We start from the raw sequence: 25,533 nt of genomic DNA, 5'->3' as shown, positions 1-25,533 counted from the left end.
GTGGAATAATTTTTATTACCTGAGGTGAAATATAATGAAAAGAACACGCCAAGATTGTATATTATCTTTACTTGCAGATTCAAAAAATAAATCAATGTCTACTATCGAACTTGCAAATAGGCTGAAGGTAGCTCCAATGACAATTCGTCGTGATCTTAATGAACTGGCAAAAAAGAAAATGTTGTCTAGAACCTATGGGGGAGCATCATTAATAGTTGAACGGTCAACTGAAGAAAAAAATAAAATACAGCACAAAGCAAAATTAGAAATTGGTCGAGAGATAGCTAATCTTATTCCCGAAAGATCTACAGTCTATTTAGGTGCCGGCACAACAATTTTTGCGGCAGCACAATTTTTGTCATTAAACAAAGGAATACAGTACGTTACAAATTCTGACTTAATATTTCGCTACCTAATTAAGAAAAACAATAATGTAATTCTCGCTGGTGGATATTACAATAAGTCATCAAATCAACTGTTAGGCACGCTAGCTGTCCAATGCCTTGAAAACTATTACTTTGATATCTCTTTTGTGGGGACAAATGGAATTTTTAAAGGGCAAGCGACGACTTCAAGCTTCGATGATGCAAATATCAAAAAGGTAGCATTACAGCATGCTAAGAAAAAATATATTGTAGTTGATTCATCAAAGATAGGAAAGGCAGATCCATATTTATTTTCTGATATTGAGAACGCTGACGGAGTTATAGTGGATTCTAAAATAAAAACAAGTAGCCAGGATCAAATCAAACGTTACACTGATTTAATCATTAGCAAGCCAATAGATTTTAAAAAATTAAATAGATCTTGAAAAACGGTGGAGAAAAAATATTTTTTTGGCATATGCAGCAAGTATGTCGGATCCATGGTTGCCGACCTATCTAATTAAGGTCACAAAGGCCTAAGAATGTTTTTATCAGTCGCAGTTCGCCTATTTCTGCCTCCGTGCAACAAAATGGTTGTTTGATCCGTCTCGAAATGAGTCTGTTTCTGTGGTATTGTGTGTCAATAGGGAGATAGGCATCAAGATGGATGTTTTGAAAGGTTTATGCCAACAATTTAATCTGAAATTCCGACATGCCGTACCAGTAAACCGGTATGACCAGTAACAGGATATCTGCAGGAATCTGTTTTTGAATCAGCGCCCGGTAATCGTCATCCGCTGAATGGATCAGATGCAGGCAATCACTTGAGGCGCTCTGCAAAACAATAATAGAGCCATTTGTATTGACTGTGTACCTAGGTACAGGGTTTATACTCTGAATGAGGTGAAAAAGATGCACTATCGCATGGGCGAACTCGCGAAAAAATGTAATCTGAGTAAAGAAACGATTCGTTATTATGAACGGATCGGCATCCTGCCGGCACCTCCCCGTTTAGACTCGGGATATCGTATTTACACGGAGCGGACTGTTGACCGGCTGAGCTTTATTATACGTATGCAGGGACTGGGATTCAAACTGAAAGAAATTGATCAATTACTGGGCGTTGTTGATCGCGACGAAGCAAAGTGCTGCGATATCTACAACTTTACCGTTGAAAAGTTAGCAGACATACGCCGCAAGATTAAAGATCTGAAAAAAGTGGAACAAATGCTGATTGATCTCAAAGAGCGCTGTCCGGAAGATAAAGATATTTATGGGTGCCCGATTATTGAAACATTGATGAAAAAATAAGAGAGGAACAGGGTGAGGCAATGCGTAAAAAAGCAGTGGTTTGTCTATTAGCCCGGGAGAGCAGGGGGCTCATAGCCGGCTCAAAGGCTGAAATGCGATCCAAAATTCCATATAGAATTTCGTAAAAATCAGGGAGGAATAAAATTGGAAACCTGCCGGATGACAATTCAGGGGATGACTTGCCCAGACTGTGAAGATCGCGTGATCCGCGCAATGAACAGCGTTGGCGCTGAAAATGTATCAGCAAGCTATCGAAAGGGGAAAGCCGTTTTCCAGGTTGCGAAAAAAGACGCTATTGAAAGCGTAAAAGCGGCTGTCGGGGATACCGGCTGCAAACCCGGAAATATCGAGATTATTTCCGGTGAAAGCCGGATAAAAATGGACCGGACCGGTGACTATGATTTACTGATTATCGGTTCCGGCGCTTCCGCTTTTTCAGCAGCAATTGAAGCTGTCGGACTGGGAGCTAAAGTAGCGATGGTTGAGCGCGGGACTGTCGGCGGAACGTGCGTCAATATTGGATGTGTCCCATCCAAAACATTGCTTCGTGCCGGAGAAATCAACCGTTTGGCCCGCATGAATCCCTTTGCCGGTCTTGACGTTTCGGCAGGACCCGCGGACTTAATGGCTTTAGTCGATCAAAAGAACGAGCTTGTCGGCAAAATGCGTCAGGATAAATATGTTCGTCTGATCGATGAATACGGCTTTGAGCTGATTCACGGGGAAGCGAAATTTCTCGATGGGAATAGTGTGGAAGTTGATGGCCGCAGGATGACGGCGAAAAACTTTTTAATTTCAACCGGTGCCGCGTCGGCGCTGCCGGACATTGAAGGTCTAAAAAAAGTCGATTATTTAACGAGTACGACGGCTCTTGAACTGAAAGAAATTCCGAAACGCCTCGCTGTTATCGGTTCCGGATATGTCGCGATGGAACTCGGCCAGTTATTCCACAACTTAGGGTCGGAAGTCACATTCATCCAGCGAAGTGCCCGAATTTTAAAAACATATGATCCTGAAATTTCTGAAGCCGCCGCTAAAGCGTTGACGGGACAGGGGATGAATCTAATCACGGGCGCGCTGGTTGAGCGGGTCGACCAAGTCGGCGCTATCAAACGTATTCACATAGCGGTGAATGGCGAGAAACGGATCATTGAAGCGGAGCAGCTCCTTGTTGCCGCCGGCCGAAAGCCGAACACGGCGGACCTTCATCCGGATGCTGCCGGCGTTAAACTCGGATCTCAGGAAGAAATCCTCGTTGATGATTTTCTCAGGACAAGCAATCCGGACATTTATGCCGCGGGGGATGTAACCATGGGGCCGCAATTTGTCTATGTAGCAGCCTATGAAGGCAGGGCAGCTGCAAGAGTTGCCTTGGGGTTTTCAAAACAAAAAATTGATTTGCGCTTTGTTCCCGGAGTCGTATTTACGAATCCTTCGATAGCGACTGTCGGGTTGACAGAAAAGGAGGCGAGGAAGGAGGGATATGAGGTCAGAACTTCCGTCTTGCCTTTAGATGCTGTTCCGCGCGCGATTGTGAACAGGGAAACGACGGGCGTTTTTAAGCTGGTCGCAGATGCGAAAACATGGAAAGTGCTCGGCGTTCATCTCGTTGCCGAAAATGGCGGAGATGTGATTTATGCAGGAACATTGGCGGTTAAGTACGGATTAACCGTCCGCGATCTTCAGGAAAGCCTGGCCCCCTATTTAACCATGGCCGAAGGGTTGAAGTTAGCAGCCCTTACATTTGATAAAAATGTTTCAAAATTATCCTGTTGTGCAGGATAACGGCATTGCCGGTCTCGAGTTGACAGATCATAGCGAAGAGAAGCAAAAACCGCAGAGCACAGGCTCCGCGGCTGTCGGCCTCATGTTGACAGATCATAGCCCGGATACGCGGAGACATAACCCGGATATGCGGAGATTGGCGGAAAACTTTTGACTTTGATACTTCGGAGCGGTCCCGGTATGACAGGGGCGCATTTTGGATTATAAAACAACTTTTGCCCCTGATATTTTGGGAGCGGCTCCCGGCATGGGCTCCCCTCATCCGGATGGCGGCGGTTCTCCGCTGAACGGATATTTTTCAATCAGAACGGAGCCCGTCTCTTGCTTTTTCAGTGAATTTTTTCTTAATCAGGTAAAGAAGCAAAATGAAACCGACGATCACGAGAGTAAAAATGAGACTGATCCGCTGCTGCCTGTCGAAAACGGAGCCGGTGATACCCAAAACGATGATACAGATACCCAATAGCCCCGAATAGGGCTGGAAGGGGATCGTTCTGTGCCTGCCGGAGTATATTCGCCGGTTTTTCATATCAGAAAGGATGATATTCAGCCAGTTTAAAAGAAGCATCGTACCGGAGGCGGTTGCCAGATATTCATAAACGGATTTAGGAAGAAAATAGGAAAGAACATCGACGAGAATCAGCAGCGCCAGGGTCAGAAACAGTCCGTAGAGCGGGACATCCTTTTGGGTGCGTCTGTTAAACAGCCGCGGTGCATCATGATCTGCGGCGAGGGCGGCCAATATGGTTGTCATCGAGTACAGGGCGCCGATCATTGTTGAAAACGCTGCGGACAAAATCACAAGGTTGAAAATTCCGCCGATGAAAGAGATGCGGGCCGCGGCGAGAGCGGTTACGAACGGACTCTCTGCTGTGCCGATCGTTTTCCAATCCGCAATCATTAAAACAGATACGACCGAGAAAAAATAGATCATCGTCAATGTAATAACGAGGGCGTAGCCCGCTTTGGAAACATCATCTTTGCTCCGGCAGCGATCCGCCGTCAGGCCGACGATTTCGATGCCGCCGAACGAAAGCAGCACAAAAATCATGCTTCCCCAGAAACCGAGAAATCCGTTTGGAAACAGGCCCTCTTGAAAAGGACTATGGACGGATAATGGAAAAGAGCCGAATCGGCCGCCTATAAAAAGCAGAAATGCGAACACGATAAAAGCGAGCAGCGCCGAGAGTTTAAGCACGGCGAGGTAGGATTCGATCGTTCCGAAATCTTTGATGCCCAGCATGATCACACCGATGCCCAGACAGGCGTATCCGCTAAAGAAAATCCATAACGGGATCTCCGGCAGCCAGTAACGGGTAAATGTAGACAAGGCTGTAATTTCACTGGAGACAATCATGAGTCCGGCGAACCAATAGATCCACCCGAAGACAAACGCATAGGCATCGCCGTAGGCCTTTTTGGCGTAGGTCCGAAAAGAACCGCTTTCCGGGTCGTTGACTGTCATTTCCGCCAATGCCGAAAATACGATCAGGGCCGACACGCCGGCAATCAGATAGCTGATTAATACAGAGGCACCGGCAGCACGGATCGATAACCCCGATCCGAGAAAAAAACCGGCACCGATGACCGAGCTGATACCGATCAGGCTGAGCTGCCACCACGAGAGGTACGCTCCCTTTCCGGACCGGATATTCTTCTTTTCCTGACGTGCGGCCATGGTTTGAATAGGGTGATCGAACTTTTTCACGGTTTTTGTGGATTCCTCCGTTCAGATATTTTTTATTCTGAACAACTCGGCAAAATTCATACACCGCGCCGCATTGTTTGAAACGGGTGGGGGCAAGCAATTTAACATCTAATTCACTGATTGCAGGCCGGCCACGTGAGATTTCTATGGGAGACGGGCCGGCCTGGTGAAAAAAGGCGGCTTCTTCTTCGCCCGGCGGTTTTTGAATCCGTTTCGCGGACCTATCAGCAGTCTTTTTTTCTCCAAATTTTAAAAAGCAGGTATCCTCTCAACTCATGTATCCAGCCGGTCTGCGGTGCGAAGGCGCCGGCGGTTCTTTCGAAAGCGATCGGTTGGCACAAGCGGCGGTCTATGGCTTTGAATTTTCACGCAAACGTTTTGGAGCGATAAACTCCTGACGGGGCGATACTCCGCCGGAATAGGGCGAATGGCGATCCTTTTCGGGCGATAGTCCGCTGCTTTAGGGCGATTCATTCTTTTTTCGGGGCGATAAACTCCTGACGGGGCGATACTCTGCCGGAATAGGGCGAATGGCGATCCTTTTCGGGCGATAGTCCGCTGCTTTAGGGCGATTCATTCTCTTTCCGGGGCGATAAACTCCTGACGGGGCGATACTCCGCCGGAATAGGGCGAATGGCGATCCTTTTCGGGCGATCGGTTCGCTCCTACCGGCCGAATTTAAGGTTCTATCGGCCGAATCGAGCCTTCTACCGGCCGAATTTAAGGTTCCACTGGCCGATTTCGGACCTCTTCCGGCCAAATCCAGGGTTCTATCGGCCGAATCGAGCCTCCTACCGGCCTAATTTAAGGTTCTATCGGCCGATTTCGGACCTCTTCCGGCCAAATCCAGGGTTCTATCGGCCGAATCATGCCTTCTACCGGCCAAATCCAGGGGTCTATCGGCCGATTTCGGGCTTCTTCCGGCAGAAGTTTATTGATCGTGGAAACGCTCTGCCTTTCAAGAGACGTTTTCAGGAAGAGTCGATCATTGATTGACGGCAGGCGCGGCAGGACAATGAACTAAAGACTCATATAATAGAAAAAAAGAGGGAAAAGAGCAGTGCACCGCCGGATCAACATCGGTAAGGCGCACAGAATCGACAGTAATCGTCCGATAATCATCAGTAATCGCAGTTATGCGTAAGGAATCATCAGCAACAGCTGAGGAATCAACCGACCTGAAATATCTAAGCGCGAATAATCGGCACTTAATACGGATCTCTTACTTAACAAGGACGGCTCAATTGTAGCGGGAGCGGATAATCTGTGCCTGGGCCGCTGAGACGTTATCGAATTCTTCAGGACAGAGCCCTGTATTGCATGCTATTGGATGCCGCCCGGATTGTATTGCGGTTTTAACGGGGCCTGGTATTGACTGAGCATATTTACCATCTGTACAAGCCTGTTGCCCGCGCCGCATTCATGAAATAAAGAACCTCTCAGCGACGGAGGGAACATTGCCGCGCCGGGAGGCAGATACACTTCAGAATTGTTTTTGGATGGGCTTACGCTGCGAAGGTCTGATAGAGAAGAAACACGTTCAGACAGATTACCACTCCGGCTACGGCCCATGCCATAAGTGTCGTTATCCTGTGATTGACAAGCTGTCCCATAATTCTTTTGCTGCTTGTAAAGATGACAAGCGGAATGATTGCGAGCGCAATGCCGAAGGAGAGGACAACCTGGCTCATCACCAGTGCGCCGGTCGCATTCGCACCTGTGATGATAATGACCAGCGGCGGAATCATCGAGCAGATACGTCTGATGAAAACAGGGATCCGTTTGTGAATGAAACCTTGCATCATAATATCTCCGGCCAATGTCCCGACACATGAACTGGACAGCCCCGCAGCCAGCAGGCCGATACCGAACAGAAGCGAGGCACTCGGGGCGATAAAGGCACCGAATTGTTTAAAAGCCACGTTCAGGTCTGAAATCACGATGTGCCCGTGGAAGGTCGAGGCCGAGACAGCCAGCATCACCGTGTTGACGATCCCGGCAAGGCTCATGGCAATCAGAATGTCGATGAACTCGAAACGGAAAATCTTTTTCCTTTCTTCCGGCGTTTGGCCAATAACTCTTCTGCACGTCAGACCTGAGTGCATGTAAATGGCGTGGGGCATGACGGTTGCCCCCAAAATGCCGGCAGCAAGCAAAATACTGTCCGCTCCCTGGAAGTGCGGTACGAATCCGGCCATGAACGGTCCGAACTGAGGCAGTGAAAAAGCGATTTCGCAGCTAAACGCGATCACAACAATGAAAACCATGGTCGCGATTGCCATCTCAAGCGGGCGGAAACCCCTGATCTGGAAAAAGAGGATGATCAGCACACTGATCGCCGTTAAAATAGCCGCCGGGATCATCGGCAGGCCGAAGACAAGATGAAAGCCGAGCGCGGCACCGATAAATTCGGCCAGGTCGGTCGCCATGACCATGACCTCACCCTGGATCCAGTAGAAAAATGCCACACCCGGCTTCCATTCATCACGCAGGATCTCCGGCAGATTACGCGAGGTGGCAATGCCGAGCTTCGACGATAAAGTCTGAATCAGAATTGCCATCAGGTTCGAAACAATGACGACCCAGAGCAGCAAATAGCCGTATTGGGAACCGCTTTGGATGTTGGTTGCATAGTTGCCGGGGTCAATATAAGCTACGCATGCGATAAAAGCCGGCCCGAGAAACGGCAGGGCCTGTTTCCAGCCTTTTTTCTTTCCGACGGCTGTCTGAAACGATTCGGGGTGCTCTCTTCTGTTAAGGCCCGGAAGCGTGCTCACTGCAGCTCCGCTGCTAGCTGCCGACAGAATCGGCTGTCCGTCTTCTTTGTAAGCCATTGAAAGCGCCTCCTTTGTTGATTCGATGAATAAAAGTTTCTTTAAAGAAACTTTTATTCTCAACTACAATTTACGTCAATTATAGCAAAATTGCAACCCCTGAATGAAAATTATTTTTAAAACGTTTTCACGATATTGTGCAGTTTTTCCTTCCATTTGCAACAACGTTGCTGCAAACTGAAAATCAAACGGCAGGCATCCGACCTGTTGAGTCAGAAATGCCTGCCGTTTGGACTATTCCGTTCATGATACCCGGCAAAAACTGTTTCGCCGGGCGCTCCGTTCAGAATCGGTTATCCGATCGATGCCGAGCCGGATACCGTGAAGAAAATGGATTTGCTTCTGTGATAGACGCTCAATGCCAAACCGACCGCAATATAGTTGGCGATCAGCGAGCTGCCGCCGTAACTGATAAAAGGAAGCGTGATTCCCGTTGCCGGACTCAGATAAATATCCATGCCGACGTTCTCAAAAATCTGGAAAGCGAACATGCCGATAATCCCGGTAACCAGATAGGTGCCGAATGGATCGAGAGACATGGCGGCGATTTGCATGAGCCGTTGAATAAGGATTAGGAACACAAGAACGAGCAATGCCGATCCGATAAAGCCGAATTGTTCCGCGATCGCCGTAAAAATAAAATCCGTCGTCTGATTAGGGATCATGCCCGCACGTGTTTCCACCCCTTTAAGGAATCCGTCTCCGAAGACTTCGCTTGAGCCTACGGCTATCTGAGCCTGCTGGACGTTATAGCCGGCCCCTGAAGGATCGTAGCTCGGATTCAGCCAGGTCACAACCCGGTCTGCCTGAAATGATTGCAGCAGATTATGCTTGACCAGCACATTTTCAATAAAATTGGTCGACTGCTGCGGGAAGTCGAGAGCCAGAACCGTAAATCCGAAAACAACGAGAAGAAACCCCAATGTGAGCAGGGTAAAATGTGAACGCCGGGCGAAAATGATAGACATCGCATATACGATGGCGAACAGGACAAGCGCCTGGCCTAAAGCCGGTTCCTTCAGTGTCAGCAGAAACGGGACGATGAACAGGGCGGAAATGGCGGCCATCTGTTTGAAACCGCGGCTTCGGATTTCCGATTCATCTATATTGGCCATGTAACCTGCGACAGCAATAATCAGTGTCAGTTTGGCAAACTCCGACGGCTGAAACGCAAAGATTCCAAGCGGAATCCAGCTGTGCGCGCCGAACTGCCTCGGCATGACAAATACGACGAGAAGCAGGAAAATCGAGATGCCGTACAGCCACTTGCTGTTCTTGCGGAGCGCGCCGTAATCGAATTTTGCCGTCACGATCATTGCAATAAAGCCCAGTATCTCGAATAAAATCTGTTTCGGAATAATCTGGGCCGGAACAGTCGGATTGAACTTGCCGTACGTAGAGGAGAACAATGCCACTGTACTGAAGACGGCCAATAAGAGCAATGAAATGATAATCGCCCAATCCAAATGCTTTAACCACTGTTTAATATAATAATCCACTGTAAGCCTCCATAAAGAATCTGCAGCCGGATTGCAGAACATGTCTCATGACGGGATAGATTGCACGGCTGTTTCCGAAGTCATGAAAAACGCTAAAGATGCATCACGTACAATAATTCGCAGGGTCGCACGGCCGTTTTGTCGATGTTCATGCAAAAATTCAAAAGAACGGTCCGAATTTATGTAATGAACCGGGCAGATTTCCATCTACTGATTATACAGCAAGTTGATGCCGGCATCAGCCCAAACTGACAAATCGGGTAAAAAAGCGCGGCGCCGCTTTTTCGACGGCGGGAAACGGTCCCCGACGATTGCCTGCCTGCAGTCCTCTAAAGAAGCGGCAGCGGTTCATGCTCTGTAAAAAAGGGCTGTCCCATAGTCGAAAAGCCGATTATGGGACAGCCCTGGGCTCCCCGATTCATATGCTCGGTTCAGGAGCTTTTGAGACACCTTTTTTCTAAGGAAAATGCGATCTCCCTTAGCGGATGATTGTGTTTTCGGTTTCCGGTTTTCTTAATCTGCGTTCGTTCTCGAAATACCGGACAGTGCCTTTTCCGCCTCGTCCTTAAGCTGGTTTTCTGTCGCCAGATCGCCCAGCGAGACAATGCCGACCACACGATCGTTTTCGACGACCGGCAGCCGGCGGATCTGTTTTTCAGACATCAGCCGGGCAGCTTCGTGGACATCCATGTCGGGCCTCCCGGAAATCAAATTATTGCTGGTCATACAGTCGGCAACGGCCACCTTGTCGTCGTCTTTTCCGCGGGCCGCCGAGCGCAGTGTGATGTCCCGGTCTGTAATAATCCCCTCAAGTTTTCCGTTATTTATGACCGGAATCGAACCGATGTTATGGCGGCTCATCAGTTCGGCCGCTTCTTTCAGCGTCTGATTCGGCGAACAGCAGACAATGTCGCTTGTCATGACCTGCCTCAGTGTTTGAACCATGATTGAAATCCCCCTTTCGCTTTTAAGTTGCCCCAATCCATGCCGTTCATAAAAACAAATTTAAGGAAAAATATTTGATCCGAAAAAATGGATCGGTTTTCCACAGCGGTAGTGAAAAAATCCGGCGTTGAGCAGATAAAATGACAGGTCTCTCGCGGCTTGTTACAATAGGTTCGGTTGTTAAGAAGCAGGAGGAGGCATAACGGATGACGGATGATAAAAAGGTGCTTATGATTACCAAAATCGGCTGCCCTTACTGTGAACGGGCCAAAGTCGTTCTGAACGAAGCGCTGGGCGGGAAGTACAATGATCAGATTGAACTTTTCGTCAGAGAAAGCGATGAGCAGCGTTTTGCGGAACTTAAAGAAAAATATCGTTTCCTGACCGTCCCGACATTCATTGATAAAAAAACCGGCGCCGTTTTGAGCGATTCACAAAAAGAAACCATCACTGAATTCATGAAAGAAGCGACGGGTTTCTAAGCAGAAGGCGGGTCCTCGAGGAAAATGATCCATCATTTGTACGGTTTTCTGAAAAGCAAAAGCGCGGACAGCTGAAATAATATTTTCAGCTGCCCGGCGCTTTTTTGTGCTATAAAAAGAGCATAAATTTCTTAAGGACGGCAGGATAAGCGGCCGGACATCAGCGCTTGCCGCGGCCTGTTCGCATGAATCGTTCCGGTTCCCGCAGCAAAGGCTCCATGCGCCAAAGACGTTTTCTACTGAGGACGGGCGATGAAGAAACGGAGGGATCGCCCGCCTTTTCAGTTTTCTTTCAGAAAAAGAAGATAAACTGAACCAAGACTGGGATCATGATTGGGGTTTATTATTGATCCGATTTCCGGTAGGATAAAACACGAAGAATGCTCATAAATAAGACAGTCGGGGGAGACGTAGACATGAATGCTTTATCATGGATCATCAATGTTTTTTTACATATTGACCGGTTGCTTCTGACCATCGTCAATCAATACGGAGGATGGACGTACGGAATTATTTTTGTGATCATATTCATTGAGACGGGCCTGGTGATCTGTCCCTTTCTTCCCGGGGATTCTCTGCTGTTCGCTGCGGGTGCGATTGCCGCGCACAGCAGTTCAGGACTCAATCTTTTGCTGCTGATTCTTTTGATTATTTTCGCCGCCGTGCTTGGCGACACCGTCAATTATTGGATCGGACGCGAACTCGGTCTGACGCTGGAGAAACACCATCTTTTCCGTAAATTGATTAATCAGGACAAAATGGATAAAGCCGAGCGTTTTTTTAATAAATACGGCGGCTTTGCCGTATTCCTCGGCCGGTTTATCCCTTTCATCCGTACATTCATTCCCTTTATCGCCGGAGGCAGCAGAATGAATTATCCGTTCTTCTTCTTTTATAATGTGCTGGGCGGCGCTGCCTGGACGCTGCTGGGGCTGCTGGCGGGCTTCTTTTTCGGGCAGATCCCGTTTATCAAGGCTCATTTTTCGATCATTGTGCTGCTGATTGTCTTCGTCTCTTTAATCCCGATTATACTGGTCTGGCTTAAAAGCTTTTTCAGCAGAAAGAGTGAAATTTAAGAAAGTACCTCAGCCGAAAGGAAAAGAAGCTGTCCGGAATGTTTTGAATGATCCATACTGCAGAGCGGGGCGCCCGTGTCATCGAAAACATCGATTGACGGGGCTGCCCCGCTTTTGTTTCTGTCCGGTCCCGCGAAAGGAGCGCCTGCGATGGCGCCCTTGTCCGGATCAGGCCTTTCCGGGGACCGGAGCCGGCTGCTGCAGACGTGATTAAACAGTCTTCTCCTGCGCATCCTGCGTTCGCGGACGGCCTATGGACAGGAAGAAGGCGGACAGCCGTGTATCTTCGGCTGCCCGCCTTGGTCTTGAGTCCGGAAAAAGCAGTATTTTGCCGCTCCCGGTTTAGGGGGAGCGCAGCGTTTATTTGCAGGAAGGTCCGGATTTACAGACCCAGGAACCCTTTTGCGAAGAGAGCGGCACAGGCCGCCCCCAGAAACGGGGCAAGGCCCGGAACAAGGATGCCGTACTGCCAGTCGTTGTCCGCTTTGCCTCCGGGGATCGGAAGGATCGCGTGAGCAATGCGGGGTCCCATATCCCTGGCAAGATTCATTGCAAATCCTGTCGGTCCGCCCATACCCATGCCGATTGCCCAAACGAGCAGGCCGACGGCGATCGGGACGATACCCGGTGTCTGCACTTTGGCGATGGCCAGAATAGCAGTAATAAAAATAAACGTGTCGATAAATTCAACGAAAAAATTGCGCGGCAGATTGCGCACGTTCGGATTGGTGGAGAATATGTTGCGGATTTTAACTCTGTCTATGTCGACGGATGCCTTGAACTGATCGGCATAGGCAATATACACGGCAATTGATCCGGCGACTCCGCCGAGCACTTCCGCAACGCTGTATGGAATGACATTGCTCCAGGATATATTTCCCAGGATGGCCTGTGCGAGGACCATGGCCGGATTAATGCTGACATTGCCGAAGATAAACAGGGAAATGGTGATGCCGAAGCCCCATGTAGTGATGGCGAAAATATGGCCCGATCCCTGGTATTTGGAAGTGTTCAGCACTTCACAGCAGTGGACGCCGACCCCGAAAATAATCATTAGGGCCGTCCCCAGAAATTCCGCGACGAGTTGATGCATTTTTAATGTTTCCCCCTGAAGATTTTATAAATAGTGCGATAACAGGAAGAGTATAATGGCAACATTTTTCGATTTCTTTTCCATTTTTTTGATTGATTTTGTTCGTATTTATGAGAATGCGGTTGCAAAGTGCATATTTATTGACGTCTGTTCCTTTAAATCATGATTTTGGAAACCGGCCGCCCGCCGGACCGCCGCACATTAACAGCATCGTCACAACCCCGTCATATTTTTTTTGATATACTCCTCATATGCGGGGAAGCCGGAAAGGCCGCTTTCTGCACGGGCAGATAAAGCCCGCCGCAAACGAAACCTGTCCCCGTCATACTCGGCCGGGCGCGGGGCCTGAGAAACACTGTAAAAAGGAGCAGACCGATCTCAATGGAAAAGTTATATTACTACTTTACGTCGCTTGCTGCAGAACGCCGCTACCGCTGCACCACGCATTTCAAGCTGATGATGCCGATCCACGGAACGGTCACGCTGATAACGGCGGGCGGCCGCAGGACGGTTTCCGACTCCGAGATGTGCTTACTGCCTTTCCGGGAGATGTACGCGGCCTCTTCACAGGTGTCTAATGAAAGCCTGGTGATTGCAATACCGGAAGAAGATGCCGCCTTTTATTTCAAAGATGTCCCGGACAAACGGGAAAGCCTGCACTGGCCGATCGATGCCGCCTGGCGGCCGATTAAAGAACTGGTGCTCGCCGAAGCGGCGAACGGCAATAAAGAGGACGTCGCTCTTTTATTAAATTACGTGCTGCGGAAAATTGCCGATCAGCCTGTCAGCGCGTCGATCCGCTTCATCAACAAACATTACACGGAAAGAATCGGGATTCAGTCACTGGCGGCGATGGAGCACTATACGCCTTCCTATTATTGCGGCTGGTTCAAGAAAAAAATGAATATGACGCCGATAGAATATATCCATTTCCTGCGCATTCGCCGTGCAAAAGAACTTCTGCGCGATTCAGAACTAAGCGTTTTAGCGATCTCATACCAGGTTGGCTATGAATACAACGCTTCCTTCACAAAAATGTTTAAAAAATATGAACAGCTGTCCCCCTATGAGTATAGGGCGGAATCGGGCCGCTGAGGCTGTCCGGCATAACGCCATGCCCCGCAGGACCGATCGGTCTGTTTTTTATAAAATAAGGAATACCTTTCGCCCCATCAGACGGGTTTTCTTTAGAATGATGGAGTCATGACTGCCAGGTCGGCCGGCATTGCCGGTTATGCTGTGAGCGGCACGGATCGCGGCCGACTATAAAAAAGGCGCCTCAAAGTCGAAAAATCGACGGATGAGACGCTCTTTGTGTTTGCGGGTTTGCATCAAAGTACCGGAGAGAGAAGCCGTGAGATCGATTCTTTAAACCGGATGATAGGAGGCCGCTTCTTATAACCCTCCATCGTCAGTTCTTTGGACTGCTTCATATCTTTCTTGAATATTTCGGCGAGCTGCCGGGCCGTTTTCTGGTGATAAATAAAGGCATTGACTTCGAAATTGAGCATAAAACTGCGAAAGTCGAGATTGGATGTGCCTACGGTCGCCAGCCGGTCATCAACGACGATCGTCTTTGCGTGCAGAAACCCGTTCTGATAAAGAAAGACGCGGACGCCGGCCTCAAGCAGGATGCCGACATTCGAATACGTCGCCCAATAAACAAACGGATGGTCCGGTTTATTCGGGATCATGATCCGCACATCGACGTGGGAGAGGGAGGCGATGCATATGGCGTTCATCAGGCTTTCATCAGGGATCAGGTAAGGTGTCTGTATGTAGACGCTTTTTCTGGCTGATAAAATCATCTTGATAAATGCGTTTTTAATTTGTTCCCATTTTTTATCCGGACCGCTGGAAACGATCTGGATACCGACCTCCCCGTATTTTGTAGTCTGGTCGGTATTGTAGTAGGACTGAAAGGGAACCATTTCCCTGGACGCCTGATTCCAGTCAAGCAGAAAGCGGGACTGGATGCTGTTGACCGCTTCGCCTTTGATGCGCAGGTGCGTATCGCGCCAGAAGCCGAATCTGCTGCTGAGCCCGAGATATTCATCGCCGACGTTAAATCCGCCGATATAGCCGATCTGGCCGTCGACAATTACCAGTTTGCGGTGATTCCGGTAATTGATCCGCATATTAAGAATCGGCAGATGGCCCGGGAAAAAGGTCTGGAATTTCCCGCCGGCCTGTGTCAGCCGGCGCACCAGTTTCTTCGAAAGCTTCCGCGATCCCTCATCGTCGACAAGCAGACGGACAACGACCCCCTCCCTGACCTTCTGGATTAAAGCATCAATCACTTCGTTGCCGAGAAAATCGCTCCGGAAAATATAATATTCAATGTGGATGTGATGCTTCGCCGAACGAATATCCTGAAGCAGCTGCCGGAATTTGCTCTCTCCGTCCGTATAAACGGTCAGGCTGTTATTTAGTGTAAGCGGCGCCTCATCATTATTGAGATTCATATAAATCAGTTCGTGATAATCTTTAAGAAGAGGCTGGGTAAACGGGTATTCCCGGTCGACGATCGCTTTCATCTGCCGCCGGACCATTTCCTTTGTGCGTTTGTGAACCGTGTGGTCCCATTTAAATATCTTGCGGCGGCTGAGATTCTGGCCGAAAATAAGATACAAAATAAAACCGAGGACCGGAATAAAGTTGAGAATCATCAGCCATGCCCAGGTTGAGCTGACACTCTTTCGTTCAAGAAAAATAACCGCAGCCCCGAGAAAAAAATTTAAAATGAGAATAATTGCCAATAGAATTGAGAGAATAGTCATCCGTCCACGTCCTTTTTCTCAAGTCCGCATTCTCATTATTATAACCCTAAAATACGGCTGCCCGCCAGCCTCAGCTACTTCATTCTGCGCGGCCGGAACCGTCCGGGGCTGTTTTGCCGGGTTTTTCCGCATGTGTTACGAGAGACGGCTATTCATTGATTCTGAGGACGGTTGACCGCTATAATAAAAAAAGAGGGCGAATCTGAAGAGCAGAGTTTTCCCCCATCCGCTCCTGAAGGTGTGATGATCCGACGTGATGAAAAAACATTCAAAGCTGATTTTCTGGACGCTGGAACTCCTGGCCCTGGCCCTGTTCATTTTTATCCTCACCAAAATTTCGTTCATCTTTGTCCCGCTCGCAGCATTGATTTCGACACTTTTTTTCCCGATCGTTGTAGCCGGATTTTTGTTTTTCCTGCTCAGCCCGTTTGTTAAACTGCTTCAGCGCATCAAGGTCCCGAAGACGCTGGGCATCCTGATTATCTATGTCGTGCTGACCGGCCTGATCGTTCTGCTTGTCGTCAATGTCGGGCCGCCTCTCGGCAATCAGGTCAGCGCTTTGTTCAGCCAGCTGCCGGATTACATCGGCAGCTGGAGTCGCAGTTTTGACCGGCTTGCCGGGACGCGGGGATTTCAGTGGCTGATTAATCAAAACTATTATTCGATTGATAAGCTTCAGAGGGATGTGCTGAACGGGGTAAATAATTTTATGAATCAGGCAAGTTCGGGGCTGTCGCTGTTTTTCAATGTGGTTACTAATGTGGCGCTGACGGTCGTCACGGTCCCTTTTATCCTCTTTTATATGCTGAAAGACGGGAACAAACTGCCGGGAGCCGTTTCCCGCTTTTTTCCCAAGCAGTATCATCGGGAAGTGGACCAGATTCTGAATGACCTGAGTACCACACTGTCTTCCTATATACACGGCCTGATTATTGTCGCTTCGTTTGTCGGCGTCAATTCCAGTATTGGATTCGCACTGATCGGACTGCCGTACAGTCTTCTTCTCGGCCTGATTGTCGGGGTTACCAATATTATCCCGTATCTCGGACCGATTCTCGGCGCCGTCCCGGCCGTCGTTGTCGCACTGATGGATTCGCCGACAAAGGCGCTGCTTGTCCTTGCGGTGATAATCGTCGTTCAGCAGCTCGACGGGCACCTGATTTCACCGCTCGTCATGGGCAGACGGCTGAACACGCATCCGCTGACCATCATCGTTCTTCTCCTCGTTTCCGGAAAATGGATCGGGCCGATCGGCATGATTCTTGCCGTTCCGGCCTATGCGATGGCGAAAACCTGTATTCTCCACATCATCCGGCTGATCCGGCTGAGGCGCAAGAGCAAGGACGACGGCCTGATCGAGTAGCCGTTCAGTCGCCGGCGCTGCGCACCCGCCGGGTTACGGTGACAAACTGTTTCAAAGCCGGATTTGTGTTCTTTTTCAGATACGCCATGGAGAGTATCGCCTTGAGCGGGAATCCGTCGATTTCCCGGTAAACCACCTCCAGATTAAAAAGCTTTTCTGCGGTGGCCGGGACGACGCCGATGCCGATGCCGGCGGAAACAAGTCCGACGACCATTTGATATTCGGTGGCTTCCTGAACAATTTTCGGGGTAAAATCAACATTCTGAAACAATGAGAGAAATTCATCATAAAGGCCCGGCCAGATATCGCGCGAGACGACGATAAAAGGCATATCGCGAAGATCCTCAATTCGGATCTTCGCTTTTTTGGCAAGAGGGTGGTTTTTCGGGAGAGAAAGGGCGCAAAAACCGCTTTTGACCGGTTCTGCTTCAATGAGCGAACCGTTGACGGGGGGATGCAGCAGTCCGACATCGATCCGTCCTCCGATCAGCGCATTCAATTGATCGGGCGTTGATAATTCGTGGAGAACGACAGCGACCTGAGGAAATTTCCGGCGGTACTCTCTGATAATCTCGGGAAGAATATCATAGGTCGCCGATCCGACAAACCCGATCACAAGCCTTCCGAATTCGCCGCGCTGCGCTCTCTGAACCGTATCGACAGCCTGTCTCATCTGGACAAGAATCCGTCTGGCCTCCGGCAGAAAGATGGCGCCTGCCGTCGTCAGTTCAACGTGCCTTTTCGTCCGCTTGAACAGCGTAACGCCTATTTCTTCTTCGAGCTGCCGGATCTGTTTGCTCAGCGGCGGCTGGGTCATTTGCAGACGCGCAGCCGCCCGGCCGAAATGAAGCTCTTCTGCAACCGTAATAAAGTACAGTAAATGTCGGAATTCCATCCTGCGTCTATCTCCTCTTCGATTGAAACTAGCTTCATTATAAATGTCTGCGCTTTCAAAATCAATTGATTCTTTTTGTGTATTATATACTAGAGAATAATATATTTCACATACGTAAAGACGCGATGTAAAATATTTGTTGAGAAAAAACACAGCTATGTCAATACTTTTTACGCGAATAAATTCGCTGTTTTGATAAAAAATTTAATTGAAGCAAACGGTTCGGAGAAAGGAAATCCGATTGGGTACACGGATACAAATACGTGAAGGAGTGAAAAAAAGTGAGCCGAATTGAGAAAGAAAATGAAACGCTGCTTGCTACCGGATCGGAACTGGTTGTCGATTGTCTGATAAAACAGGGAGTGAAGTATATTTTCGGCATCCCGGGCGCAAAAATCGATACGATTTACGATGTGCTTAAGGATCGGGGGCCTGAGCTGATCGTCTGCCGTCATGAACAGAATGCGGCTTTTATGGCGGCTGCCGTCGGAAGGATCACCTGCAAGCCCGGCGTCTGCCTCGTCACGTCGGGGCCGGGTGCTTCGAATCTGGCGACAGGGATCGCTACTGCCAATGTGGAAAATGACCCGGTTGTCGCGCTGGTCGGTGCCGTCCCCCGTGCTGACCGGCTGAAGCGGACGCATCAGTCGATGGATAATGCCGCTTTGTTCCAGCCGATTACAAAGTTCAGCGCAGAAGTTGTCGATCCGAAAAATGTTCCCGAAGTGGTGACCAACGCCTTCAGGGCCGCCGAATCGACGCCGGCGGGGGCAAGTGTTGTCAGCTTTCCCCAGGATGTGATGAGCGCAAGAACAACGGTCGCTGCGCTCGGACCGCTGGAAAGCCCTAAACTGGGCACGGCGGCCGAAGAATCGATCGACGCGGCTGTCGAAGCGCTGAAAAATGCGAAAATGCCCGTCATTCTGGCCGGCATGCGGGCCAACCGCTTTTCGGTGGTTTCCGCCGTCCGGTCGCTGCTCAGAAAAATCTCTTTCCCGGTAGTAGAAACCTTTCAGGCGGCAGGGCTGATCCCGCGTGACATGGAGGAACATTTTTTCGGCCGTATCGGTCTTTTCCGCAATCAGCCGGGAGATCTTGTGCTTGAGAAAGCAGATGTCGTGCTGACGATCGGTTATGATGCGGTGGAGTATGATCCGAAGTTCTGGAACAACTCAGGCAAGCGGAAAATTATTCATTTGGATGAAGTCCGAGCCGATATCGATCACTTTTATCAGCCGTCCATTGAACTGGTCGGCGATATTCCGGGCACGGTCAATCGGATCAAAGAAAAAATGACGCATCTGCATATCACGGAAGCGAACATGAATGTCCTTGATGAAATGCGCACCAGGCTGAACGCGCGCGATGAGCCGCCGAAACGGGCCGACAGCCGTCTTGTCCACCCGCTCAGTCTGATTCACACGCTTCGCCAGCTGATCAGCGACGACACGACCGTCACCTGCGACGTCGGGTCCCATTACATCTGGATGGCGCGCCATTTCCGTTCGTATGAACCGAAGACGCTCCTGTTCAGCAACGGGATGCAGACGCTCGGCGTCGCACTTCCGTGGGCGATGGCGGCCTCCCTGATTCACGGCCGCGCCAAAACCGTATCGCTCTCCGGAGACGGCGGTTTTCTATTCTCGGCCATGGAACTGGAAACGGCAGTCCGACTGAAACTGCCGATTGTTCATATCGTCTGGCGCGACGGGACGTACGACATGGTCGCCTTCCAGCAGCAGATCAAGTACCATCGTACGTCCGGCGTCGACTTCGGCAATATTGATATTGTCAAATATGCCGAATCATTCGGAGCGAAAGGCCTGCGCGTGAACGCACCGGAAGAACTGGAAACCGTCCTCCGGGAAGGGCTGGCCGTTCAGGACGGCCCCGTTGTCATTGATGTTCCGGTCGATTATCGTGACAATATCGCGCTCGGCAAGAGCCTGATTCCGAACCAGCTGAACTGATTTCCGGATCAGGGATCCTTTTAAATAATAAGAAAGGGGCAATATCATGGCAATGGCTGCAGAAATAAGCGGAAAGGATTTTGGCGCCATTTTTCAGCTTTCAACGATGACCTCATTGCTGGACGGTGTTTTTGAAGGAGCGATGACTTATGAACAGATCAAGGAACACGGCGATTTCGGCATCGGTACCTTCGCTCACCTGGACGGCGAGATGATCGGTTTCGACGATCAATTTTACCGCCTGCGCGGCGACGGTACAGCAACACCGCTGAAGAGCGGGGATATGACGCCTTTTTGCTCGCTCACCTATTTTCGTCCGCAGATAACAAAAGAAATCGTTTCTCCTCTTGATAAAGCTGCTTTTGAAGAAGAGATACATCGGCTCATTCCGAGCGACAATCTGTTCTATGCATTGCGGATCGACGGTGTGTTCAGGGAGGTTCATACACGCACGGTTGCATATCAGGAAAAACCGGTGCCGATGACTGAGGCTGTAAAGTCGCAGCCGGTCTTTCATTTTGGAAATACGAAGGGGACGATTGTCGGTTTCTGGACGCCGGCGTATGCGCAGGGCATTGCTGTATCCGGGTTTCATTTCCACTTCATCGATCAGGAAAGAAGAGGCGGCGGTCATGTTCTCGATTACGTCCTTGACCGCGGGACGGTACAGATTGACAAGAAAACGCATCAGACTCTGTATACTCCGGAAACCGACTCGTTCCTGAAGGCCAATCTTTCAAGAAGCAATCTTGAAAGCGAGATTAAAGTGACCGAAGGCTGAGAAAACGAAGAAAAGAATTGGCTTTTGTATTGCTGTGAATTTTCTCTGCATAAAATATAATCCTAAGGCACTGCAGCGCGGTTCTGCAGCGCCTTTTTTGTCGAAAAGAAACGATTGGAAGCGGGACCAGTTTATGAAAATATTTACTGGACAGAGAGAAATAGTTATTTCCCGGCTTTTATTCCCCGACAAGTTACTCTAAAATAAAAATGTGAAAATGAAAGCGGTTGCCTGTTCTTTCGCTGATGGATACGATTACATATGAGACGGGAAATGTTCTATTGACAATCAATCAAGAAATGTAGGTGGTCGAACAAATGAAGAACTGGAATTTCGGTCTGGCCAAGAAGATCGTGTTGGGAATGGTGGCTGTTGCCATTGTCACTTATGGAACGAGCGCTTTTTTTATCTTCATATTAGGTCCTCTTTTTTTCGGGTTCATACCTGCCTGGCTTTTTGACTTGCTGACACTGCTGCTCGGTGTAATCTGGTCGGGGATCCTCGGTTATTTTGCGGCACGCTGGCTGACCGGGACCCTTGAGGAAATCGGAGAAAAAATTCAGGAAGCCGCCGGAGGGCGCCTGGATATTGAAATTCCGACAAAACGGTCGCACGACGAGATTGAAACGCTCAGCGAAGGTCTGGGCAGAATGATCGGCTATCTGAAAAAAATTGTGAAACGCATTCAGTCGCACACGTACAGCACTTTTCAACGGATCGACAAACTGAATCAATCTTCCGCGGAGATTTCCGGCGCGGCAAAGAATGTCACCGTGCGTATGAACAAGATTAAGAAAGGAGCAGCAGATGAGGCTTCCGCATCGGACAATGTGCTGAATCTGGTGCAGGAGAGCCTTCGACTGTCCGGTTCAATCAGGGAGAGCGCCCATCATTCCCAGAGCCTGGCCAATCAGATGATCACCCGGCTGGATACCAGCTCGAAGTCGGTCCGCGATCTGATCGACGGCATCCATCGCGTCAATCATTCAAATGAAACGATGTCCGAGCAGACGGACGAGCTTGAAAAACATGCTCAGAGCATCGGAAAAATTGTCGGGAAAGTTTCCGATATTGCCGAACAGACGCAGATGCTTGCGTTGAATGCCAATATTGAAGCGGCCCGGGCCGGGGACGCAGGGCGCAGCTTTGCCGTTGTTGCGGCCCGGGTTCAGAAGCTTGCCTCGGAAAGTGCCCGGTCGGCTGCTGCCATTCAAAATGATATTCTGTCGATGCAGAAGGAAGTCAAAGAGACCCTGAACAAGAGCCGAAAACAATCGGAACTCGGCAGGGAGCAGGCCAAAAGAGCGGAGCAAACCGAGCAGCAGCTGACAGATATGAAGGCAGCGATCGACCGCGTTGTAGAAAGTATCTCATCGATTTTGCAGCTTGCGGAAAAGCAGCAGGCGGGCATGCACGCCATTTCGCAACAGGCGGAAAAGACTGCGGATATCTCGAAAGAGACTTTTGGTACGGTCAGAGAAGTGACCGACGGCGCCCATCTTCAGGAGGAACAGCTGACCCGTATCCTCGGATATATTCAGGAATTGCTGGATGACGCGGAGACACTGAGCGCTGAAGTCAGCGAATTGAAAGTGTAAACCCCGGCCGATAAGCGTCCGCCGTTTCCTACAGAATTGTCTGCTTGAAAGACGGTCCATCGTGATGGGCATTGCTGCGGCCGTCCGCCGTTTATTCGGCACGGGAGGAAAGCTTTTTTCATCAGAGAGAAATCCTGTCTAAAACTTCACATATTGTTCAAAATTAAAAAGCCGCATTCTAAAATAGAAGACAGCAACCCCTATTCATGAACGTCCGAAAAACGGACGTTTTTTTTTAGGACAAGGGTTGAGATCGGAGCAGGCATCGTTGCCTTTCTTTATCTGCTCCAGTATCCTTATAATTATGAAGGACGGGCTGTTTTTCTCAGACTGAGCAGGATTATTGTGCATCGGTATCGAAAACGAATAAAATAATCAGAGATGTTCGTCGTTCGCTGATCCTGCGGCGAATATCGGATTCGGAACGAAGCGGAGTTGTTTCAGAAATGGAAGATAAGGGAAGCCAGTCTATCAAAGATAAAGATCATACTCAGACCGGGAGATCGGGAAAGAAGAGTTATCAGCTTGTTTTCTGGCTTCTGGTTGCCAAAATCATTCTGATCCTGCTGCTGGTCGGACTTTCTGTATGGCTTATTTATTCTGTACGCTCTGCAGGAAGCGGCAACCGGCCGGCCGTATCTTTCGCCGGAGTATCGGGAAGCGGGTATACGGAAGACGGGAAGAAGTTATGGATCGCCTCATCTTCCGGAATCGTTTCTTATGAAAACGGGATCTGGAAAAAAGAATCATCGTCGCGGAATCCTGCCGGCAGCCGTTTTCTGCCCGTGAAAAATGGATACATACAGATTTCCCCGGACGGAACGGAAGGGCAGCAGAAGACGCTTGCCGGTCAAAAGGAAACGGCGTTTCGTATTTCCGGCGCAGGAAACGGGGGTGCCTGGGCGGCGGGCTATGCCACTTCCGCGCTTTACCGGCTGAAAGAGAATGGAAACCGGGTGATCCTGTCCTTTTCGGATGATGGCGGGAAAACCTGGATTCAGAGACGGCTGAACGGAATCCGGGGAAGTATTAATGCCGTCGCGGCGCACCCCCGCAACACGGCTGCGTTTGCCGTCGCAACGACCCGCGGGCTGTTCCTTACGGCAAACGGCGGGCGCAGTTTCCAGACCATTCTGGGAGGGCAGAACGTGAGCTGCGTCGCCTACGGATTTGGCGCAAAGGTTTCGCTTCTTGCCGGGACAATCGGACAGCAGACGGGATTATACAGCATTATTCCGAGTGCGGGCAAAGCCATTAATCTGGACATGGGGAGCGTAGAGAGCGACCGGCTCGTGTTAATTGTCGCGAGTCCTGTGCATGATCAGGAATCGGTTGTTCTGACGAACGGCGGGGATGCCTACTCAACGACAAACGGCGGACAAAACTGGGTCGTTATGGCTCAGAAAGGCCGTACGCTGTCGGGGAAATAGGCCCTGCCGCATATAAAAATAGCGAAGTTTGGTCGGATTGCCGCATGAATCCGTGCACGCTTTTGCGGCGATCGTTCAGAAAGCCTTAAGCATCAATCAAGCGGAGCAGGGCCATTACGGCGAAAAGGGAGCAGTGCCTTACGTGAAAAAAGTGAACAGAATTAACCAATAAACCGTGCAATGAAATGTTTAACATTTTCAAAAAAGCTTTAAAATGTTTTTTTGTTCAATCGCTGCGGGGACTCTCTTCCGATTCGTGCGCAGCGGACGGCGAACAGGCCGCCTGCCAGCAGGTTCCGAAGTAAAGGGCATTTAAAAGCCTGAAAAAGGCGGACACACAAAGTGCGTCTTTTATGATACACTGAAAAAAATGACGAGGGGATCGGTGGAGTCATGATTAAGACGGTTTTGTTCGATGTGGACGGTGTTTTCCTTAGCGAGGAACGCTATTTTGATGCATCGGCCCTGACTGTATGGGAAGTACTGATGAGCGCAAACTATCTCGGCCTGAGCGGGGAAAAAACGTTCAGAACGGCATACGGCGATCAGGAAATCGCGGAAATCCGCGGCAAAGTTTTTGAAAACGACGCCGTGCTGACTTTTATGAAATCGCGCGGCATGAATGCAAACTGGGATATGATTTATATGACCCTGTCGGAACAGCTGATTCATCTGGCGGGACAACTGCCGGATGCGGTCCGCCGGGAAGCGGGGGCATTGCTGCAGAAACCGATCGGCCGGGAGACGCTCGCTATATTCAGGGAATGGTTCAAAGTTTATCCGGTCAGGCCGGATTTCGGGCGTTTCTTAGTTGATTTTTCCGAAACAGAGGCGACGAAACAGGGGCTGATCCTTTATCTTAATGAGATCGCCGAAAAAAGGCTGGGCATCCAAACAAATGCGTTCAGGCCGAAGAGCACCTTCTGGCATATCGGCGAGCATGCATCGCAGGAATGGTATGTCGGTGACGAGAACATTCTGACATCCACCGGAGCACCGTCTGTCCAGCCCGGGAAGAAAGGTTTTCTGAATGAAGAAGTGACCCTTGCGGAACCGGTTTTTGTCCGCGATATGTTCCTGAAGTTTAAAAGCAGCGGCCTTAAGGTCGGAATCGCAACCGGCCGTCCGCGCCTTGAGACCTATAAGCCGTTCGGCTATCTGCACTGGCTGGAAACGCTCGACGATAACCATATCGTGACGGCAGACGATGTACTCGCCGCCGAAAAAAAGTATGATGCCGCCCCTCTTGCCAAACCTCATCCGTTCACCTATCTGCTGTCGTATCATGGAAAAGACAGCAATGTCAAACGATGGACGGCGCGCGAGCCGGAAAAATTGCCGGGCGGCAGCGAAACATTGATCGTCGGCGACTCGATTGCCGATCTGCTTGCGGCTAAGCAGATCGGCTGCCGGTTTGCCGGCGTCCTGACAGGGCTCTCGGGAGAAAAGGCCCGCGGCGAACTGGAGGCTCACGGTGCGGATTTCATTCTCAGTTCTGTTGCAGAAGTCAGGGATCTGGTGCTGGGGCTGAAAGAAATGTGAACTGTCAGGCAAACGGATCGGCCGCGATCGGGCTGATCTTTTTTATATGGAAAGCAGAAACACCCGTCCTCTTCGT

General features: G+C 49.8%; 19 protein-coding genes. 12 read left to right on the top strand and 7 right to left on the bottom strand.

Annotated features, from left to right (window positions below; translation table 11 throughout):
* The first annotated feature begins 34 nt into the window (after nt 1-34).
* From OYT88_RS02755 to merA, 3 genes are all read left to right on the top strand, one after another.
* A complete protein-coding gene (locus OYT88_RS02755) occupies nt 35-811 on the top strand; it encodes a DeoR/GlpR family DNA-binding transcription regulator (RefSeq protein ID WP_274397824.1) in 777 nt (258 codons plus the stop codon).
* A 466-nt stretch (nt 812-1,277) separates the two neighbouring features.
* On the top strand, nt 1,278-1,676 hold the full coding sequence (gene merR, locus OYT88_RS02750) for a mercury resistance transcriptional regulator MerR (protein ID WP_274397823.1): 399 nt from the start codon (nt 1,278-1,280) through the stop codon (nt 1,674-1,676).
* A 138-nt stretch (nt 1,677-1,814) separates the two neighbouring features.
* Nucleotides 1,815-3,461, top strand: a complete 1,647-nt coding sequence (gene merA / locus OYT88_RS02745) for a mercury(II) reductase (protein WP_274397888.1) — start codon at nt 1,815-1,817, stop codon at nt 3,459-3,461.
* A gap of 298 nt (nt 3,462-3,759) precedes the next feature.
* On the opposite strand, the gene OYT88_RS02740 is transcribed toward merA, so the two are convergent.
* The 4 genes from OYT88_RS02740 to OYT88_RS02725 all read right to left on the bottom strand — a co-directional run bounded on the left by OYT88_RS02740 (nt 3,760) and on the right by OYT88_RS02725 (nt 10,447).
* A complete protein-coding gene (locus OYT88_RS02740) occupies nt 3,760-5,169 on the bottom strand; it encodes an amino acid permease (RefSeq protein WP_274397822.1) in 1,410 nt (469 codons plus the stop codon).
* A gap of 1,505 nt (nt 5,170-6,674) precedes the next feature.
* The gene (locus OYT88_RS02735) at nt 6,675-7,946 is read right to left on the bottom strand and encodes an Nramp family divalent metal transporter (protein ID WP_332236991.1); all 1,272 of its coding nucleotides are present in this window, start codon (nt 7,944-7,946) and stop codon (nt 6,675-6,677) included.
* A 350-nt stretch (nt 7,947-8,296) separates the two neighbouring features.
* Entirely contained in the window at nt 8,297-9,502 is a 1,206-nt protein-coding gene (locus OYT88_RS02730; RefSeq protein ID WP_274397820.1) for an FtsW/RodA/SpoVE family cell cycle protein, read from the bottom strand.
* Nucleotides 9,503-10,015: 513 nt separating this feature from the next.
* On the bottom strand, nt 10,016-10,447 hold the full coding sequence (locus tag OYT88_RS02725; protein WP_274397819.1) for a CBS domain-containing protein: 432 nt from the start codon (nt 10,445-10,447) through the stop codon (nt 10,016-10,018).
* Nucleotides 10,448-10,653: 206 nt separating this feature from the next.
* On the opposite strand from OYT88_RS02725, the gene OYT88_RS02720 reads away from it, so the two are divergent.
* Together OYT88_RS02720 and OYT88_RS02715 are read left to right on the top strand one after the other, a co-directional pair.
* Nucleotides 10,654-10,929, top strand: coding sequence for a glutaredoxin family protein (locus OYT88_RS02720; protein WP_274397818.1), 276 nt, complete (start codon nt 10,654-10,656; stop codon nt 10,927-10,929).
* A 416-nt stretch (nt 10,930-11,345) separates the two neighbouring features.
* Nucleotides 11,346-12,005, top strand: coding sequence for a VTT domain-containing protein (locus OYT88_RS02715; protein ID WP_274397817.1), 660 nt, complete (start codon nt 11,346-11,348; stop codon nt 12,003-12,005).
* 382 nt (nt 12,006-12,387) lie between these two features.
* Here the strand turns inward: OYT88_RS02715 and larD are convergent, their stop codons facing one another.
* Nucleotides 12,388-13,098, bottom strand: a complete 711-nt coding sequence (larD, locus tag OYT88_RS02710) for a D/L-lactic acid transporter LarD (protein ID WP_274397816.1) — start codon at nt 13,096-13,098, stop codon at nt 12,388-12,390.
* Between the two features lie 381 nt (nt 13,099-13,479).
* Between larD and OYT88_RS02705 the strand changes: the two genes are divergently transcribed.
* The gene (locus tag OYT88_RS02705; protein WP_274397815.1) at nt 13,480-14,193 is read left to right on the top strand and encodes a helix-turn-helix transcriptional regulator; all 714 of its coding nucleotides are present in this window, start codon (nt 13,480-13,482) and stop codon (nt 14,191-14,193) included.
* 236 nt (nt 14,194-14,429) lie between these two features.
* Here OYT88_RS02705 and cls read toward each other — a convergent pair whose 3' ends face one another.
* Nucleotides 14,430-15,878: a cardiolipin synthase gene (gene cls / locus OYT88_RS02700; protein ID WP_274397814.1), complete on the bottom strand. Its 1,449-nt coding sequence runs from the start codon at nt 15,876-15,878 to the stop codon at nt 14,430-14,432.
* 256 nt (nt 15,879-16,134) lie between these two features.
* Here cls and OYT88_RS02695 point away from each other — a divergent pair, with 256 nt between their 5' ends.
* On the top strand, nt 16,135-17,241 hold the full coding sequence (locus OYT88_RS02695; RefSeq protein WP_274397813.1) for an AI-2E family transporter: 1,107 nt from the start codon (nt 16,135-16,137) through the stop codon (nt 17,239-17,241).
* A 4-nt stretch (nt 17,242-17,245) separates the two neighbouring features.
* On the opposite strand, the gene alsR is transcribed toward OYT88_RS02695, so the two are convergent.
* Nucleotides 17,246-18,136: an acetoin biosynthesis transcriptional regulator AlsR gene (gene alsR / locus OYT88_RS02690; RefSeq protein WP_274397812.1), complete on the bottom strand. Its 891-nt coding sequence runs from the start codon at nt 18,134-18,136 to the stop codon at nt 17,246-17,248.
* Nucleotides 18,137-18,417: 281 nt separating this feature from the next.
* On the opposite strand from alsR, the gene alsS reads away from it, so the two are divergent.
* The 5 genes from alsS to OYT88_RS02665 all read left to right on the top strand — a co-directional run bounded on the left by alsS (nt 18,418) and on the right by OYT88_RS02665 (nt 25,457).
* Nucleotides 18,418-20,106 carry an acetolactate synthase AlsS gene (gene alsS / locus OYT88_RS02685; RefSeq protein ID WP_274397811.1) on the top strand — a complete coding sequence of 563 codons (1,689 nt, stop codon included), beginning with the start codon at nt 18,418-18,420 and terminating at the stop codon, nt 20,104-20,106.
* A gap of 52 nt (nt 20,107-20,158) precedes the next feature.
* Nucleotides 20,159-20,887 (top strand): acetolactate decarboxylase, encoded by a 729-nt coding sequence (gene budA / locus OYT88_RS02680; RefSeq protein ID WP_274397887.1) that lies wholly within the window; start codon nt 20,159-20,161, stop codon nt 20,885-20,887.
* Nucleotides 20,888-21,204: 317 nt separating this feature from the next.
* Nucleotides 21,205-22,485 (top strand): methyl-accepting chemotaxis protein, encoded by a 1,281-nt coding sequence (locus OYT88_RS02675; protein ID WP_274397810.1) that lies wholly within the window; start codon nt 21,205-21,207, stop codon nt 22,483-22,485.
* Nucleotides 22,486-22,931: 446 nt separating this feature from the next.
* Nucleotides 22,932-23,915 (top strand): beta propeller repeat protein, encoded by a 984-nt coding sequence (locus OYT88_RS02670; protein WP_274397809.1) that lies wholly within the window; start codon nt 22,932-22,934, stop codon nt 23,913-23,915.
* A 393-nt stretch (nt 23,916-24,308) separates the two neighbouring features.
* Nucleotides 24,309-25,457, top strand: a complete 1,149-nt coding sequence (locus OYT88_RS02665) for an HAD family hydrolase (RefSeq protein WP_274397808.1) — start codon at nt 24,309-24,311, stop codon at nt 25,455-25,457.
* Nucleotides 25,458-25,533: the final 76 nt, after the last annotated feature.

The organism is Sporolactobacillus sp. CQH2019, from assembly GCF_028765345.1.
GTDB lineage: Bacteria > Bacillota > Bacilli > Bacillales > Sporolactobacillaceae > Sporolactobacillus.
Note: the sequence above shows the minus strand (reverse complement) of the source record. Positions and strands in the feature narration are given on the sequence as shown.